The organism is Bacteroidota bacterium, from assembly GCA_016194975.1.
Classification (GTDB): domain Bacteria; phylum Bacteroidota; class Bacteroidia; order Palsa-965; family Palsa-965.
In genome coordinates this window covers 213,799-229,322 of sequence record JACQAM010000008.1, presented here as the reverse complement: position 1 = coordinate 229,322, position 15,524 = coordinate 213,799, and the positions used below count along the sequence as shown (strand labels likewise).

Below are 15,524 nucleotides of genomic sequence, written 5' to 3'. Positions count from 1 at the left end.
ATAGTTTTTTTACGGGTAAGATCAGAGGAGGTAGAAGAAGGTGAACACGAATACCCACACGAGATCGACAAAGTGCCAGTAGAGTCCCACTTTTTCCACCATTTCATAATGGCCCCGTCGTTCCATTACTCCCTGCAATGCCATAATGAAGATCACGATATTGATACACACTCCCGAAAAAACGTGGAAGCCGTGGAAGCCGGTGATGAAGAAAAAGAAATCTGCAAAACCGGTATGGCCATATTCATTATGCTGAAGATTGGCGCCGTGAAAAACTTCTCCGTGAGAAATGATATACGCCGATTCGGTTTCAGAAAGATCAGCGCCTTTGAAGTGCAGTATCTTCGTATTCGACTCGTGCGTTTTATCATTGAACTGGTACGTGTAAATGTGATTCTGATAAAGGATCGCGCCATTCTCCGAACCAATGATAAAATTCGTCCACTCCCACGCCTGTGAACCCACGAACATCAGTCCGCCGATAATGGTGAGAAACATCCAGACGAGTACTTTCTTTTTATCGTTACGATGCCCGGCTTCAACTGCAAGAACCATAGTCACCGAACTCATAATGAGAATAAAAGTCATAAGACCCACATACATCAACGGAAGATGATGGCCTTCGAGAAAAGGAAAGTGGTGGAATACGTGACCGGGAATTGGCCATTCACCAGCGAAACGGTGACGGAAAAATCCGTATGAACAAAGAAAACCGGAGAATGTGAGGGCATCGGAAATGAGAAAGAACCACATGAACATTTTTCCGTAGCTGATTCCAAGTGGTGAGGTTGCTCCGCCCCATCCTGAATTTTTAGTTTCTTCGTGTGCTACTTCCATAAAAATTATTGTTTTCCGTTTAAGGTTTTGATCCTTTTATGCGTTGCAAGTTTACTTAAAAATCGTCAGAAAAATGAACAAATACATCCACAATACATCGAGGAAATGCCAGTAAATAGCAGCAACCCGGAGTCCGTGCATGTTTGCCGATCCATAACGACCCATGAGTGATTTGACAAATGTGAATGCGAGCGCGATCAATCCTCCCACCAGGTGCGCAAGATGAAGACCGGAAAGAAGATAAATAAATGAGCCGGAAACAAGAGAGTTCTGCCCCTTGGGATGCACGAGGTAAATTCCATTCCGTGTAAGATCGCTCCATCCCCTGAATTGCAACCACGCGAAAAGAAGTCCGAGTAAAAATGTAGTTCCGAGAAATATTGTTCCTGTAGTGAGTTTGTCCTTTCGGAAACTCATCATCGCTGAATTCATAGTAACACTGCTCATCAAAATAACAGCAGAACTTGCCCAGAATATCTGCGGCAGAACAACACTGAACCAATCGCCACCACCCCTGCGCACAACATACGCGCTCGTGAGCCCGGCAAATACCATTACAATACTTCCTACACCAAACCACATGAGATTGCGCTGGGCTTTTTCCCTGCGCAAACGAAATTCATTTTCTTCTGCAACTGTTGTCATCATTTTATCCGAACAGGTAAGCAAGCTGAATGACCGGTAAATAAATAAATGATCCGAACATGAGCCGTTGTGCATCGCGCACTTCGCACGTTCTGTAAAGCCGCAATGCCTGCAGAAAAAATAATGTTCCGCAGATGATCGCTATGATCACCGAAATGGTTCCCGACATGTGAAAGAGTACAGGAAACAAACTGATCGGTATCAGGCAAAGTGTATAAACTACGATCTGGAATGCACTTGACTTATCGCGTCCTCCTTTCGAAGGAAGAAGATGAAATCCTGCTTTGAGATAATCTTCGTGCGAAACCCATGCGATGGCCCAGAAGTGCGGGAACTGCCACATGAACTGCGTTGCAAAAAGAAGAAGTGCAGAACTTCCTATGAATCCGAATCCATGCACAGCAGCCACCCATCCCAGCATTGGAGGAATTGCTCCGGGAAATGCGCCGATGAAAGTGGCGAATGGAGTAAATCGTTTTGAAGGCGTGTAAACGCAAGTATAAAGCAACAAGGCAAGTGCGCCGAGAATTCCACCGAGATAATTCGTGTAAAGTGTAAGCAGGATTATTCCGGAAATTCCCATAACAGAAGCGAGAATTATTCCTTCGCGCACCGACATCCTTCCCTGCGGAAGAGGGCGTTTCATTGTTCTCGGCATGAGTTTGTCGAGATCACGCTCGATCACCTGGTTGAATCCATTCGAAGATCCCGTCACGAGAAATCCACCAACGATAAGCGCGGTCAACTGCATCCATTCGGCATTGAACCTCAATTCGCGGATGCCGATAAAATATCCGATAACAGCGGAGAAGACAACGAGAACGGTAAGACGGAGTTTTACGAACTGTGCGTAATCTGATATCTTTCCCATAATTCCCGAATGGCCGCTTTCGCGGTTCTCCGTTTTTTCGATGGTATGAGCTCCCGGTGTGAGCAATTTTCTGTTTTTAAAATCCGCCAAATTTAGGCATTACTCCCAATAGAAAGGGCTGTTTTGTTATGCGCCATTTTTGTCCATCCTTCGTTGCATTTCTTGGCCGTAGTCGCTCCACTATGGCCTGCAAAATGCGCCTCGGCTGAACAAAAATGGCATCATAACAATTCCAAAAAATGAATTTTAAACAGCCTCTCAGTAATTCAACTTTTGTAATTGAAAATTCTTTGCATCAAAAATCACGATCTGATCGGTGAGAACTTCCATTCCCAGAATAATTTTCATCGCTTCATGCGTCATCAGTGAAGCCACAATTGCAGGAAGTGTACCGAGCACTCCATTCTCATCGCAATTCGGTACATCTTCCGGGGCCGGTGGTTCCGGAAAAAGATCGCGGAGATTTTTCCCGTTTTTATAATTGAAAACAGCAAGCTGTCCTTCGTCGCGCAGGATACTTCCATACACCAATGGGATTTTCAATTTCGCGCACGTGTCATTTACGAGATAGCGCGTGAGAAAATTATCTGAAGCATCAATCACGAGATTAAAATCTGAAATTATTCTTTCTGCATTTTTTTCATTCAGCATTTCATCAAACACTTTCAATTCAGGAAAAGGATTCATTTCTTTCAGCTTTGCTGCGGCAACAATTGCTTTTGATTTCCCGATGTCATTCACAGAAAAAAGAATTTGCCGGTGAAGATTGTGCAATTCCACTTTATCGAAATCAATTATTCCCAATGTTCCGGTTCCAGCCGCACATAAATATTGCAACGCCGGGCAACCGAGTCCGCCGGCGCCGACGACGAGAATTTTCGCCATACGGATTTTCTCCTGCCCTTTCATTCCGATCTCCGGCAACATCATCTGCCTGCTGTAACGGATCAGTTCTTCCCTTGTGAAATTGCTCATCGTGTTATGCTAAAACTTTGTCCCAGTCTTTCCAAACCGGTTCGTATCCCGATTTTTTTATTCGTGCCGCAATGACTTCCGCACTTCGTTCATCACTTATTTCGAATTGCTCGAGCGATCCCGGCTCCACGGCATATCCTCCCGGATTTGTTTTTGATCCCGCACTCATGCTCGTTATACCAAGTGGAATAATATTATTTCTGAATTTTTCCGACTCGCGAGTCGAGATCGAAAGTTCGAGATCTTCATTGAACAAACGGTAAGCGCACATCATCTGCACGAGTTCTTTATCGCTCACGATCACATTCGGTTCAATGATGCCTTCCGCGGGACGCATGCGCGGAAATGAAACAGAAAGTTTCGAGCGCCAGTATTTCTTCCGGAGATAATCGAGATGAAGAGCGCAGAAAAATGCATCGGTCCTCCAGTCTTCGAGGCCGAGTAAAACACCCAAACCTATTTTGTGAATTCCTGCTGCACCAACACGATCAGGAGTTTCAAGGCGATAATTAAAATTCGATTTTTTCCCTTTGGGATGATACGTTTTGTAAACTTCACGGTGATAAGTTTCCTGATAAACAAGAACAGAATAAACACCGAGCTCATGCAATGCAGAATATTCTTCCGTTTCGAGCGGCTGAAACTCAATGGAAATATTCGCGAAGCGTGAGCGGAGAAGACGGATCGCATTTTTAAAATAATTCACGTTCACCATTTGATCGGCTTCACCCGAAACAAGAAGAATGTGATTGAACCCATGTTTTTTTATTGCGCCTGCTTCCACGATCAGTTCTTCGTCGCTCAGCGTTTTTCTTTTCAGTTTGTTATCGAAACTGAAACCACAATACGTACAAATGTTATTGCACTCATTGCTCACGTACATGGGCACGTAAAGCTGAATGGTTTTCCCGAAACGTTTTTGTGTGAGGCGATGACTTTCTCCTGCTAATTCTTCGAGGTACATTTCTGCAGCAGGAGAGATCAGCGCTTTGAAATCTTCCAACGATCTTTTTTCAGATGCGATAGCTTTCTCCACATCGCCCACCGTTTTTCCGTAGATGGAATTCTTTACTTCATTCCAGCTATAGCGATCGAATATGTCAATGAAATTATTCATGCAGGAAGGAAGTGAGTGGGCTTGAAGCGACGGCTTGTTCCGATTTTTTTCCTGTGCGTGCGTGAAATGCAATTCGCCCGGAAGCAACTGCCATTTTAAAAGCTCTCGCCATCGCAGCAGGATCTCCTGCAACAGCAATTGCCGTATTCACAAGCACCGCATCAGCGCCAAGCTCCATTGCTTTTGCTGCATCCGACGGAGCGCCGATTCCTGCATCAATAATAACAGGAACATTACTTTGCTCAATGATAATTTCAAGGAAATCGATCGTCTTCAATCCTTTGTTCGTTCCAATGGGAGAACCAAGCGGCATCACCGCAGAAGTTCCCGCATCTTCCAGTTGTTTGCACAAAACAGGATCGGCATGAATGTAAGGCAGCACAATGAATCCGAGTTTCGCCAATTGTTCCGTTGCCTTCAGCGTTTCAATCGCATCCGGCAAAAGATATTTCGGATCGGGATGAATTTCGAGTTTCAGCCAGTTTGTTTCGAGCGCTTCTCTTGCAAGCTGCGCAGCGAAAACAGCTTCTTTCGCATTGCGCGCACCCGAAGTGTTCGGAAGTAAATTGATGTGCGGATGATGAAGATGCGACAACAGTTCGTCCGTTTCTGTTTCGAGATCCACACGCTTCAATGCAACCGTAACCAACTCCGTTCCTGAAGCAAGAACTGCTTTTTCCATTTGAGAAGAAGAACCGAATTTCCCGGTGCCGAGAAATAATCGTGAGGCAAATTCCTTTCCGGCAATTTTAAGATTGTCCATGCAGCAGATTTTTTAATTGTCCGACTAATTTTCTTTTTTCATTGTGCGCGGTTATCGTTCCTGAAACTGCCACGCCGTAAACCCCGCTTTTCATAATGGGATCGATGTCTTGTTCCGTAATTCCACCAATCGCATAAACCGGGATGAAAATATTCTTCTGTTTCAGTTCACTCATTATTTTTTCAAATCCTTCCAGCCCGAGAACCGGGCTCAGTTTTTCTTTTGTAGTTGTGAAACGATAAGGGCCGAGACCGATGTAATCACATTTTTCTTCAACGCGTTTCATCACATCCGCCATAGTATTCGCAGTTCCGCCGATCAGTTTTTTGTCGCCGAGAATTTTTCTTGCGTCAACGGGAGAATCATCCGTGATCCCGAGATGAACGCCGTGAGCATCTACAGCTTTTGCGACCTGCACGTAATCGTTCACCATGAAAACTGCCTTGTAATTTTCGCACATTCTTTTCACTTTTTCAGCAAGCGGAAATAATTCCTGCAACGAAGCATTTTTAAACCGCAGTTGTATCCAGGCACAACCTGCTTCCAGCGCCTGTTGGATATTCTGCGATTGCCCGTCAGCAGTTTTTCCCTGCGAGATGTATTGAAGGCGGCTAAACATGGTGGTACCCGAGTAAGGAGGAGTTGCTGAACAGAAATTCTTCGGTGTATTTTTTTGCACGGGTGCAAGCCGTTTCCAGGCCACGCCCCGAAGCAATTTCTGCGGCAATGGCGGAAGACAAGACGCATCCCGAACCGTGTTTGGAAAAAATATTATTCCGGAATGGTTGTATTTCAATACAACTTCCTCCTGTAAAGAGTTGATCCGTTCCCGGCTTGTCCCGGTGATGCCCGCCCTTGAGCAACACGTGGCAATAAGCGGAAAGTTTTTTCGCCGCTTCTTCCGGCAATGCATCCCCGGTGAGCTTCATCGCTTCATCGGCATTGGGCGTAAGGAGAAAAATATTTTCCAGGATCTTTTTCAATTCATTCCAATTGTGTTTTCCGAGAAGATCGAAACCGGTACTGGAACGGATAACAGGATCGACAATGATCTTTGCCGACGGATTATTTTTTTTCACGCAGGAAATTATTTCCGAAAGAAATTCCAGAGAGGGAACGATTCCTGTTTTGACCACATCAACTTTGTAAACATTCATCAGCACTTCTATTGCGCCAGCCACCTCTTCCACATTTTCCCATTTCACCCAATGAAACTTCTCCTCCGCCTGCAAAGTTATCCCGGTGATCACAGCAATCCCGTAAACGTGATGCTGCTCCAGCGTTTTTATGTCAGCAAGAATTCCTGCGCCGCCACTCGGATCGAATCCTGCGACTGATAAAACGTATGGACGATTTTTGTTCAATGTTCTGCGTTTAATGTTCAACGTTTGCTGGTTGAAGATGCTGAATGGCGTTTGATATCTTTTTGAAACTCGTGAGCGGTTCTTTCGAATTCCAGATCGCACCGAGCAGCGCAGCTCCATCAAAACCCATTTCCTGAATTCTGGAAATATTCTTTTCATTGATCCCTCCAATGGCGAATATTTTTGTGCCGCGAACTTTATTTTCAGTCAATAGAATTTCTTCTCCAGGCTCCGGTCCGTATCCTTTTTTTGAAATGCTTTCGAAGACTGGTCCGTAGAATACGTACCTGAATTCATTCCCTACGCTCCACTTTTCCCCGTGAACGGAGGTGGAAAGTTTTTTTGTTGAAGTTTTTTTCAATTCGCCGGCGGTTGTTTCCATTCTCATTTTTTCCGGGAAATGCAATCGCGATATTCCCCAGTCATTTGCCTTTTCGTGATGACTGTGAATGGAAATTTTTCCGAGATGCCTCGTTTTTATTTTTGAAATGATTTTTTCCATCGAAGAAGATGAATGATCCGGTTTTCTCAAATGAAATATTTTCAATCCTTCATCGAGCAAAGCGTTGATATGATCTGCTTCATTGGGAAAAGAACCCGGTGGAGATATGACGATCAGTTTCATTTATGAATAGATCTCATTTCCTGCATGGACAAATTCATTCGCTTTTTCTTCCATTCCTTTTTCAAGCGCCTGTGTTTCGCTGAATCCTTCCTGCTCTGCATACGCGCGCACATCCTCGGTGATTTTCATAGAACAGAAATGCGGGCCGCACATGGAACAGAAATGCGCCACCTTCGCTCCATCGGCAGGTAACGTTTCATCATGAAATTCTTTTGCCGTATCCGGATCGAGCGAAAGATTGAATTGATCTTCCCATCGGAATTCAAAACGCGCTTTGCTCAGCGCATTGTCGCGCACCTGCGCGCCCGGGTGCCCCTTCGCGAGATCGGCCGCATGCGCCGCGATCTTGTAAGTGATCACTCCGTCCTTCACATCTTTTTTATCAGGAAGACCGAGATGTTCTTTCGGTGTAACGTAACACAACATTGCACAACCGAACCACCCGATCATGGCCGCACCAATTCCGGAAGTGATGTGATCGTAACCCGGAGCAATATCAGTTGTCAATGGGCCGAGTGTGTAGAACGGAGCTTCATGACATTCCTTCAATTGTTTTTCCATATTGATCTTCACGAGATGCATCGGAACGTGGCCGGGGCCTTCTATCATCGTCTGCACATCATGCTTCCACGCGATCTTCGTCAGTTCACCGAGTGTTTCCAGTTCTGCGAATTGCGCTGCATCATTCGCATCAGCAATGGAGCCGGGACGCAATCCATCGCCGAGTGAAAATGCAACGTCGTATGCTTTCATTATTTCACAGATCTCTTCGAAATGTGTGTAGAGAAAATTTTCTTTGTGATGAGCGAGACACCATTTCGCCATGACAGATCCACCGCGCGAAACAATTCCGGTAACACGTTTTGCAGTGAGCGGAACGTAGCGCAAAAGAACGCCGGCGTGGATCGTGAAATAATCTACACCCTGCTCTGCCTGTTCGATGAGCGTGTCGCGATAAATTTCCCACGTGAGATCTTCCGCTTTGCCGTTCACTTTTTCCAGCGCCTGGTAAATAGGAACAGTTCCAATCGGCACAGGAGAATTGCGCAAAATCCATTCGCGTGTTTCATGAATATTTTTTCCGGTCGAAAGATCCATAATCGTATCGGCGCCCCATCGGCAGGCCCACACTGCTTTTTCCACTTCCTCTTCAATGGAAGAAGTGACCGCAGAATTTCCGATGTTGGCATTTATCTTCACTAAAAAATTTCTGCCGATGATCATCGGTTCACTTTCAGGGTGATTGATATTGTTCGGAATGATGGCGCGGCCTGCGGCAACTTCACTCCGCACAAATTCCGGTGTAATAAATTTTTTCGGTGTGTTGGCTCCAAAACTTTGCCCGGCATGCTGGTGACCAATGGAATTCATTTTATCGATCTCCTGATTTTCCCGAATGGAAATGTATTCCATCTCGGCGGTGATGATTCCTCTTTTCGCATAATACAATTGGCTCACATTCGCGCCCGCTTTTGCGCGCAGCGGATTTTTGATATGCTGAAAACGGAGATGATTGAGTTGCTCATCATTCAATCTTTCTTTTCCGTAGTGAGAGCTTACATTTTTCAATTGCTCCACATCGCCGCGTTTCATGATCCATTCTTCCCGCAATCGTGGAAGTCCTTTATGAATGTCAATGGAAATTTCCGGATCGGTGTAAGGGCCGCTGGTATCGTAAACAGTGACGGGAAAATTTTTACTAATGGTTTTTCCGTTGGAACTCGTATCAGAAAGTGAAATTTCGCGCATGGCAACATTCACGTTGTGCAATTCTCCTTTCACAAAAACTTTTTTTGAATTCGGAAAAGGTTTTGTGCTGATGGTTTCCTGTGATGGCGTTGTTTGTTCTTTTTTCATTTTACCTGAATTTATTTTGCACTAATATTTTTTTCATCCGCCCTGCGTGGCTTTGATGATGAGAATTTCATCGCCGGAAAGAAGAGCATGATCATTCCAGTTATTTTTCGGGATCACGTTGCTGTTCACTGCCACAGCAATTCCTTTATGAGCGCCGGGAATTTCCGCATCCAGCAATTGCTGAAGCGTGAACTTTCCCTGTTCACTGATTTTTTTTGAAACGTTGTTTACTTTGATTTCCATTCCGGTGATGTTGTTGCTTCAGGAATGGCGGCAGAGAAGAATTACCATTTTACTTTTTCCTCCGGCAGTATGAACTGCGTCAGGTTCCAAGGGTATGATCTCAGTTCTTCGTCAATGAAAAACACCCCTAAAGCAGCGCTAAAATTAAAGAGGATTTTCTGAGAAATAATTTTTTTGCCTGTTAATGTTTTCAACAAAATCGGAAATCTGCGGCTAAAAATCGCGGTACGTTTTCCAGAGCGGAAGTGAAAGCCCGATTTGAACATAGGAACTCTTGTTTACAGCAGACGCCGGATTTTTCAATCCTTTTGCATATTGATGCAAACCATAAGTTCCTGCTATAAGTTCTACGCGCAATGGGAATGAAGTGTTGAAACGATACGCACAAGAGAATTCGGCGGAAAATAAAATTGCTTTTGTCCCGTCGAAAATATGGTGATTATAATCGGCGGCAGGACTTAGTGTAGCAATGGTAACGGAACGTGTAGTGTAAGGAAGAAAAATATTCTGCCCGTAATTTTTTCCTGCAGAATCGAGACCGATGCCGGCCATTACCATTTTGCCGCTTACAGAAAATCTTTTGTGGTAATACGAAAGAATTCCAAGCCCTTCGGCAAAGTTCGCGCCGAGCGGGTGCGCGAGCGGCATGCCTGCGTTCGAATAATTCTGCTGCGGGCTTCCGTGCGTGTACGTGTATGGGCGCACGATGTTCATTTCCATTTGCAGATTCAATCCGCTCACATGTGCAACGTTGAAAATTTTGTAACCGAGCTGCACGCCTTGTTTATTTCCCCACCATCCTGCTTTCCAGTTCTTGATTTCTTTCAGGTAAAATTCATCGAGCAATAGCTGGGAATAAAAAACATTGTTTGTGTTGAAACGGATCTTGAAAGAAAAACCAAGCAGCGCATTATCAGAAGAGCCAAGCGAATATTCCACCGGGCGATAAAAAATAATCGGATTTAAATAATCCGGATCGAAGCCACGCATGCGGTACGAATCGTTTCCCTGGAAAATAATGGATTCAAAAACTCCGAGGTTCAGCCATTTCGCCGCATTGAAATCGATGTAATGAAACGTGCCGAATTTACTTCTGAAATCTTTTGAAGATCCATTTGAATTGGTCCAGTCCTGCATCCATGTGAAGAGCGAAGTGTACTGTATTTTCCAGATCGTAGTTTGCATTTTCAGATAGGGCATTGCCGCACCCACATCAGAAAGAAAAAGCGAACGATAGCCATCGCCCCAGAAATGTTTGTCTCTGCCGATTTGAATATTGAAAATTTTTGAAGGACGGTAAATAATATTTCCTGAAAAATGCTGGAAAGAATAATTGCCCAGCCCGGCTCCGCCATTCTGGCCGGCATTTCCCAATGCATAAGCGCGATCTCCAAATCCCGGCATCATTCCGGTGAAACGTGCAATGGAATCCAGATTTCCGGGCAACGCAGAAATTCCGGAAACAAAGCGCGCTTCAATTCCTATCTTCTGTTTGTAATCGGCATCGAGAATTACTCCGGCATACGAATTGAAAATTGTATTCTTTGTTTTAAAATCTTTTCCGCCGGTGAAATCGTAAACGGGGCGGAGGATAAACGCCGATTTTTTCAATTCTTCATTCGAAGCCAAATCATCTATCGCTGTAACTGCAGGTTCTTTCCGATAATAATTTTTGAACGTTGGCCTCCTCAATAAAAATGCAAGATCCCAATCATAGACCAGATGAAAAGCATTACTGTCTGATTTTTCATAACGGGTTCGAAGATCGGCATCGATCATTGGCAGAATTGAAGTGTGAGCAAAATCGGTTGAAAAACTTACAACTCCATTGGAAAAAGAAACATTCGCTTTATTTAAATATTGCATCAGTAAAAGATTTTCATCGTCAGTAAACAACACGGGATGCTGCGAAAATCCATTCACCGAAAAAAAGCAGAGAAAAAAATAAATTCTGAAAAATAAATTCCAAATTCTGAATCGGGAAAATGTTTCGCTCAAATAAAAAAACTGAAAACCCATCCTACATTTCACCTCGGCGGGCAGGTTGAAAACTGAAAACCGAAAACTGCTTACTGCCTTCTGCCTGCTGCTTACTGCCTGCTGCCTGCTGAAATTCATGCGGCCGAAACTGAATCGAGATGGCGTGTTTCCCCGGTCATGCCTTTCTTTTTCATGTGCATGCGTTTCCTGATCCAGGGAATAAAAGAAATTACAATTACGTATCCGCCCGTAATGCAGAATGAAATTGTCACCGGCATCAGTCGCGTGAGCACCGCAACGCCGATCACAGAGAAACTTGCAGCGTAAATGCACAACACTGTTTTCGCATGGCTCATTCCGCTATCGATAAGCAAATGATGCATGTGATTCCTGTCGGCAGAGAATGGAGAAACACCACGGATCGCTCTCCAGAGAAAAATGCGCAGCGTGTCGGTGAGTGCGTAGGCGATGATGGCCATTGCCATTACCGGAGAAAAAATTTCATGAATGAAAGGATGAACCGTATTATCCGGAATGAACTCTACATATTTTATCGCGAGCACTGCCAGCACCAATCCAATACTCATTGCTCCCGAATCGCCCATGAAAATTTTTGCCGGAGAAAAATTGAAAACAAGAAATGCCGCCAGCGACCCTGCAAGTGCGAAACCAAGACTTCCCATAACAATATCTCCGCCGAGGCCGAATGCAGCTCCGTAAGCGAGTCCGCCGATGAGGCCAACGCCTGCTGCAAGTCCGTCAACTCCGTCAATGAGATTGAATGCGTTTACGACAACGATGTACGTGAAGAGCGAAAGAAAAATACTTGCCCACAATGGAATTTCAGTAACGCCGAAAAGTCCATGCAGCGAATGAATGCGCACTTCGCCCATGAGCACGAGTATCATTCCCACGATGATGTGCGCTGCTAATTTTTTCATTGGCGCCGTGCCGATAATATCATCTTTCACACCCACAAAAAATAAAATGAGCATGCATGCAACGATGAATTGAAAATCGCGGATCCATCTTTTCAGTAATTCTGTTTCGGGATGATCGTACGGAAACCACAATGAAAATGCGAAGAGTGTGGCGGCGAAAATGATGATTCCTCCAATGGTGGGCACTACGCGCTTGTGCAGTTTGCGCGCATCGCCGGGTTCATCGAACAAACGTTTCAGGAATGCAACTTTGATCAATGCCGGTGTAGCCAGCAGAACAATGAGGAAGGAAGTAAGCAGCGTGAATAAAAGGTGAACCATTGGTCAGGTGGTCTGATGAAATCCAAGACAGTTTTATTAATGCCTTGCAAACAGGATTTTAACAAAGGTACTTAATTCCGGAAAAAGTCGTAATAGGTGTTGCTCAACGACGTGCGGAGTGCGAAGTATACGTAAGAAGTGCGCTCCGGGTTTACATTATTCATCACATTTCTATTCGTATAACCCAATGAAATATTCAGGTTCGATGCATAACTGATCATGTACCCGACATGCACATCGAAGTAAGTGACATTGGTTTTCACTCCCTGCCCGAGCTTGAAATTTCCGGAAGTAGTCGGAAAATATGCAGAGTAATCTGAATGAAAAATATTCTGTCCGAAATTGCTGTTGATGGAATCGGCGCCGAGGTTTGCAATTTCATAACGGCCCTGGATGAAAAAGTCGCCGATCTTGTATTGCAATCCGAAGATCAGTTCGGAAAAATTTGCGCCGAGCGGATGCGCGAGCGGCTGGTTGTAATGCGTGTACGACTGCGCGGAATCGGTGGCCGCGTACGTGTACGGATTCACGCGATTGAATTCAAATTGAAGGTGAAGATGTTTTAAAGTGAACGCATTGAAATATTTTATTCCCAATTGAAATCCTGATTTATGATGCACCGGTTCTTTCCCGGAATCATCGATCACACCTTGACCATACAAACGAATTGTTTTGAAAAGATCGAAACGAAAAGTTCCACCGAGGAGATAATTATTCCTGTTGTTCAATCCATAAAACGGAAGTGAAGTGAAGATGACAGGATTCGCATACGTGAGATGAATACATTGTTTGTTGCGATCATCGGCCGCTGTCCAGATGAGCCCCTGGAAAAGCGAGATCTCTCCCACTCTTCCGATCTTCATTGACAACTGATCGAACTGTGCCGCTTTTTTCTGGTACAATCTTTCGGTGCCCGGCGGAACGGGTGCATTCGAAACAAGATTCATCAGTGAAGCATAGATCGTTGTGTACTGAAACATTTTATCGGGGCCAAACCATCCGGTCAGTCTTGCAAATGGATAATTGAAAGAATTGTCGGAAAGTAAAAGTGATCGATAGCCATCGCCTACAAAATGTTTTCCTGTTCCGACTTGCAAATTAAAATTTCTGCAGGGGGAATACGAAACATATCCTGCCGCCATTGCATAATCGTAACCGGTTTTCTTGAAAGTTTTCCAGCGTCCCTGGCCGGGAATTACTTGTGTTCCATTGGCAAAATCAGAAATATATTTCGGAAAGAACGCCTGGTTTTCCCAGAAAGAAGTTTCGAAAGAAATTTTTGTGCCGATGTCACCGTGCGCATTTACGCCGCGTGTGTTGATGTAGAATGAAGATTGCGATGTGTCATTACTCACGTTCATGTAAGTGAGATTCAAGAGTGGATCGATATACAACCGGAAGGTGGGTTCGTCGTTTTGTGGTTCGTGTTCGAGTTGCAGAAGACTTTTATCATCGTGATAATATTTCATCCATCTTATCATTGGGTGTGGCGTTCCATGTTGGTAACGGCCGCAGTCTCTGCAATAAAACACGTAGTAATTATCGTGTGCATTCTGCAATGCAATATTTTTTCTCAGCGGATGTCCCTGCTCGATCCACGGGCGCATGGAAGTTTGCATGGGAAATGAAATTCTCGCAATGGAATCAAGACTAATTTCACTTTCACCGAAAACAGATCGCAAAACAGAATCTGCTTCGTAATTCATCATTAGCCTTCTGTCGAGACTGAATCCGCCGCTCTTTACCATTCGCGCTTCACTTTCCTGGATCCATTCGTAATTGAGCGGAACGTTGGCCTGCTGAGAGAATGCATTCATGAAAAGAAAAAGAAAGAGGCCGATAAAATTTCGCCGCCGATTGCGCTGATTCCTTTTGCAAAACATCTTTCTCATTCGTTCCATCTGTAATCTGTATATCCCTGCCCGACTTCGTCATTCCCGTCCTTACCCCGTCCGAATGGCTCGTCCGGGCGGGCGGCACGGGCAAGCAGGCGGGCGTATGATCTGTAATCTTCCCTTTTTAAACTTCTCTTAATACGTGATGTCCTTTCAATTCTTCATCGAAAAGATCTTTCACTTCAGAATAAATTTTCCGGATTCCTTCTTCGAGCGGAGTTTTATGTTTCCATCCGAGTGAATGAATTTTTGAAACGTCCGTCAGTTTCTGCGGTGTTCCATCGGGTTGAGAAAGATCATTTTTAATTTCTCCTTCGAAGCCGGTAATTTTTTTGATGAGCAAAGCCAGATCACCAATGGAAATATCTTCTCCCGTTCCCGCATTCACAAATCCCGACTCATTAAAATGCAGCATGAGATGCAGGCACGCTTCTGAAAAATCATCGACATACATGAATTCTCTTCTCGGTTTGCCGCTGCCCCAGATGGTGACGTGCGATTCTTTTTTTGCTTTTGCATTATGAAATTTCCGCAGCAAAGCAGGAAGCACGTGCGCATTGTTCAATTCATAATTATCATTGGTGCCATACATATTTGTGGGCATCACAGAAATAAAATTGCATCCGTACTGATCGCGATAAGCATCACACATTTTTATTCCGGCGATCTTTGCCAATGCATACGGCTCATTCGTTGGTTCGAGTTTCCCTGACAACAAATATTCTTCTTTCAGCGGTTGCGGTGCAAGTTTCGGATAAATGCAGGTGGAACCGAGGAACAATAATTTTTTGACTTTGTGCAGATACGATTCATGAATGACATTCGACTGGATCATGAGATTATCGTAAATGAAAGAAGCACGGTAGGTATCATTCGCATGAATTCCTCCCACTTTCGCGGCGGCGAGAAAAACATATTCCGGTTTTTCTTTTTTGAAAAATTCTCTTACACTATTTTGCTCACGAAGATCTATCTCTGCCGAGGTGCGGTAAATGAGATTGGAATATCCTTTTGACGAGAGAAAACGGATAAGCGCAGAACCCACCATTCCATGGTGGCCGGCAATGTATATTTTGGAAGTGAGATTCAA

General features: G+C 44.5%; 15 protein-coding genes and 1 riboswitch. All 15 genes read right to left on the bottom strand.

Translation table 11 applies throughout. The features are described 5' to 3' along the window. Nucleotides 1-21: 21 nt before the first annotated feature. Nucleotides 22-837, bottom strand: coding sequence for a cytochrome c oxidase subunit 3 (locus HY064_07245; protein MBI3510443.1), 816 nt, complete (start codon nucleotides 835-837; stop codon nucleotides 22-24). A gap of 51 nt (nucleotides 838-888) precedes the next feature. Then, a complete protein-coding gene (locus HY064_07240) occupies nucleotides 889-1,557 on the bottom strand; it encodes a cytochrome c oxidase subunit 3 (protein MBI3510442.1) in 669 nt (222 codons plus the stop codon). Then, the gene (gene cyoE, locus HY064_07235; protein MBI3510441.1) at nucleotides 1,487-2,353 is read right to left on the bottom strand and encodes a protoheme IX farnesyltransferase; all 867 of its coding nucleotides are present in this window, start codon (nucleotides 2,351-2,353) and stop codon (nucleotides 1,487-1,489) included. The genes HY064_07240 and cyoE overlap by 71 nt, the downstream gene beginning before the upstream one ends. A gap of 258 nt (nucleotides 2,354-2,611) precedes the next feature. Further along, nucleotides 2,612-3,328, bottom strand: a complete 717-nt coding sequence (locus HY064_07230; GenBank protein ID MBI3510440.1) for a HesA/MoeB/ThiF family protein — start codon at nucleotides 3,326-3,328, stop codon at nucleotides 2,612-2,614. A gap of 4 nt (nucleotides 3,329-3,332) precedes the next feature. Further along, a complete protein-coding gene (thiH, locus tag HY064_07225) occupies nucleotides 3,333-4,445 on the bottom strand; it encodes a 2-iminoacetate synthase ThiH (GenBank protein MBI3510439.1) in 1,113 nt (370 codons plus the stop codon). Continuing rightward, entirely contained in the window at nucleotides 4,438-5,208 is a 771-nt protein-coding gene (locus tag HY064_07220) for a thiazole synthase (GenBank protein MBI3510438.1), read from the bottom strand. Before HY064_07220 ends, thiH begins: the two co-directional genes overlap by 8 nt. Continuing rightward, nucleotides 5,195-5,827, bottom strand: coding sequence for a thiamine phosphate synthase (locus HY064_07215; GenBank protein MBI3510437.1), 633 nt, complete (start codon nucleotides 5,825-5,827; stop codon nucleotides 5,195-5,197). Before HY064_07215 ends, HY064_07220 begins: the two co-directional genes overlap by 14 nt. Then, a complete protein-coding gene (locus HY064_07210; GenBank protein MBI3510436.1) occupies nucleotides 5,820-6,572 on the bottom strand; it encodes a hydroxymethylpyrimidine/phosphomethylpyrimidine kinase in 753 nt (250 codons plus the stop codon). The genes HY064_07215 and HY064_07210 overlap by 8 nt, the downstream gene beginning before the upstream one ends. Before the next feature lie 10 nt (nucleotides 6,573-6,582). Further along, nucleotides 6,583-7,197, bottom strand: coding sequence for a thiamine phosphate synthase (locus tag HY064_07205; protein ID MBI3510435.1), 615 nt, complete (start codon nucleotides 7,195-7,197; stop codon nucleotides 6,583-6,585). Beyond that, nucleotides 7,198-9,054 (bottom strand): phosphomethylpyrimidine synthase ThiC, encoded by a 1,857-nt coding sequence (gene thiC / locus HY064_07200; GenBank protein ID MBI3510434.1) that lies wholly within the window; start codon nucleotides 9,052-9,054, stop codon nucleotides 7,198-7,200. It abuts the gene before it with no gap. 33 nt (nucleotides 9,055-9,087) lie between these two features. Further along, the gene (gene thiS / locus HY064_07195; GenBank protein ID MBI3510433.1) at nucleotides 9,088-9,297 is read right to left on the bottom strand and encodes a sulfur carrier protein ThiS; all 210 of its coding nucleotides are present in this window, start codon (nucleotides 9,295-9,297) and stop codon (nucleotides 9,088-9,090) included. 39 nt (nucleotides 9,298-9,336) lie between these two features. Continuing rightward, a riboswitch (TPP riboswitch) is annotated at nucleotides 9,337-9,436 on the bottom strand. A 74-nt stretch (nucleotides 9,437-9,510) separates the two neighbouring features. Beyond that, entirely contained in the window at nucleotides 9,511-11,163 is a 1,653-nt protein-coding gene (locus tag HY064_07190; protein ID MBI3510432.1) for a hypothetical protein, read from the bottom strand. A gap of 248 nt (nucleotides 11,164-11,411) precedes the next feature. After that, the gene (locus HY064_07185) at nucleotides 11,412-12,539 is read right to left on the bottom strand and encodes an undecaprenyl/decaprenyl-phosphate alpha-N-acetylglucosaminyl 1-phosphate transferase (protein ID MBI3510431.1); all 1,128 of its coding nucleotides are present in this window, start codon (nucleotides 12,537-12,539) and stop codon (nucleotides 11,412-11,414) included. Between the two features lie 71 nt (nucleotides 12,540-12,610). Further along, nucleotides 12,611-14,356 (bottom strand): hypothetical protein, encoded by a 1,746-nt coding sequence (locus tag HY064_07180; GenBank protein ID MBI3510430.1) that lies wholly within the window; start codon nucleotides 14,354-14,356, stop codon nucleotides 12,611-12,613. Between the two features lie 202 nt (nucleotides 14,357-14,558). After that, a complete protein-coding gene (locus HY064_07175; GenBank protein ID MBI3510429.1) occupies nucleotides 14,559-15,524 on the bottom strand; it encodes a GDP-L-fucose synthase in 966 nt (321 codons plus the stop codon).

Bases quoted from the DNA above. Each gene is read 5' to 3' on its own strand.
- HY064_07245 (MBI3510443.1), bottom strand. From the start codon at position 837: ATGGAAGTAGCACACGAAGAAACTAAAAATTCAGGATGGGGCGGAGCA.
- HY064_07240 (MBI3510442.1), bottom strand. From the start codon at position 1,557: ATGCACAACGGCTCATGTTCGGATCATTTATTTATTTACCGGTCATTC.
- cyoE (MBI3510441.1), bottom strand. From the start codon at position 2,353: ATGGGAAAGATATCAGATTACGCACAGTTCGTAAAACTCCGTCTTACC.
- HY064_07230 (MBI3510440.1), bottom strand. From the start codon at position 3,328: ATGAGCAATTTCACAAGGGAAGAACTGATCCGTTACAGCAGGCAGATG.
- thiH (MBI3510439.1), bottom strand. From the start codon at position 4,445: ATGAATAATTTCATTGACATATTCGATCGCTATAGCTGGAATGAAGTA.
- HY064_07220 (MBI3510438.1), bottom strand. From the start codon at position 5,208: ATGGACAATCTTAAAATTGCCGGAAAGGAATTTGCCTCACGATTATTT.
- HY064_07215 (MBI3510437.1), bottom strand. From the start codon at position 5,827: ATGTTTAGCCGCCTTCAATACATCTCGCAGGGAAAAACTGCTGACGGG.
- HY064_07205 (MBI3510435.1), bottom strand. From the start codon at position 7,197: ATGAAACTGATCGTCATATCTCCACCGGGTTCTTTTCCCAATGAAGCA.
- thiC (MBI3510434.1), bottom strand. From the start codon at position 9,054: ATGAAAAAAGAACAAACAACGCCATCACAGGAAACCATCAGCACAAAA.
- thiS (MBI3510433.1), bottom strand. From the start codon at position 9,297: ATGGAAATCAAAGTAAACAACGTTTCAAAAAAAATCAGTGAACAGGGA.
- HY064_07190 (MBI3510432.1), bottom strand. From the start codon at position 11,163: ATGCAATATTTAAATAAAGCGAATGTTTCTTTTTCCAATGGAGTTGTA.
- HY064_07185 (MBI3510431.1), bottom strand. From the start codon at position 12,539: ATGGTTCACCTTTTATTCACGCTGCTTACTTCCTTCCTCATTGTTCTG.
- HY064_07180 (MBI3510430.1), bottom strand. From the start codon at position 14,356: ATGAATGCATTCTCTCAGCAGGCCAACGTTCCGCTCAATTACGAATGG.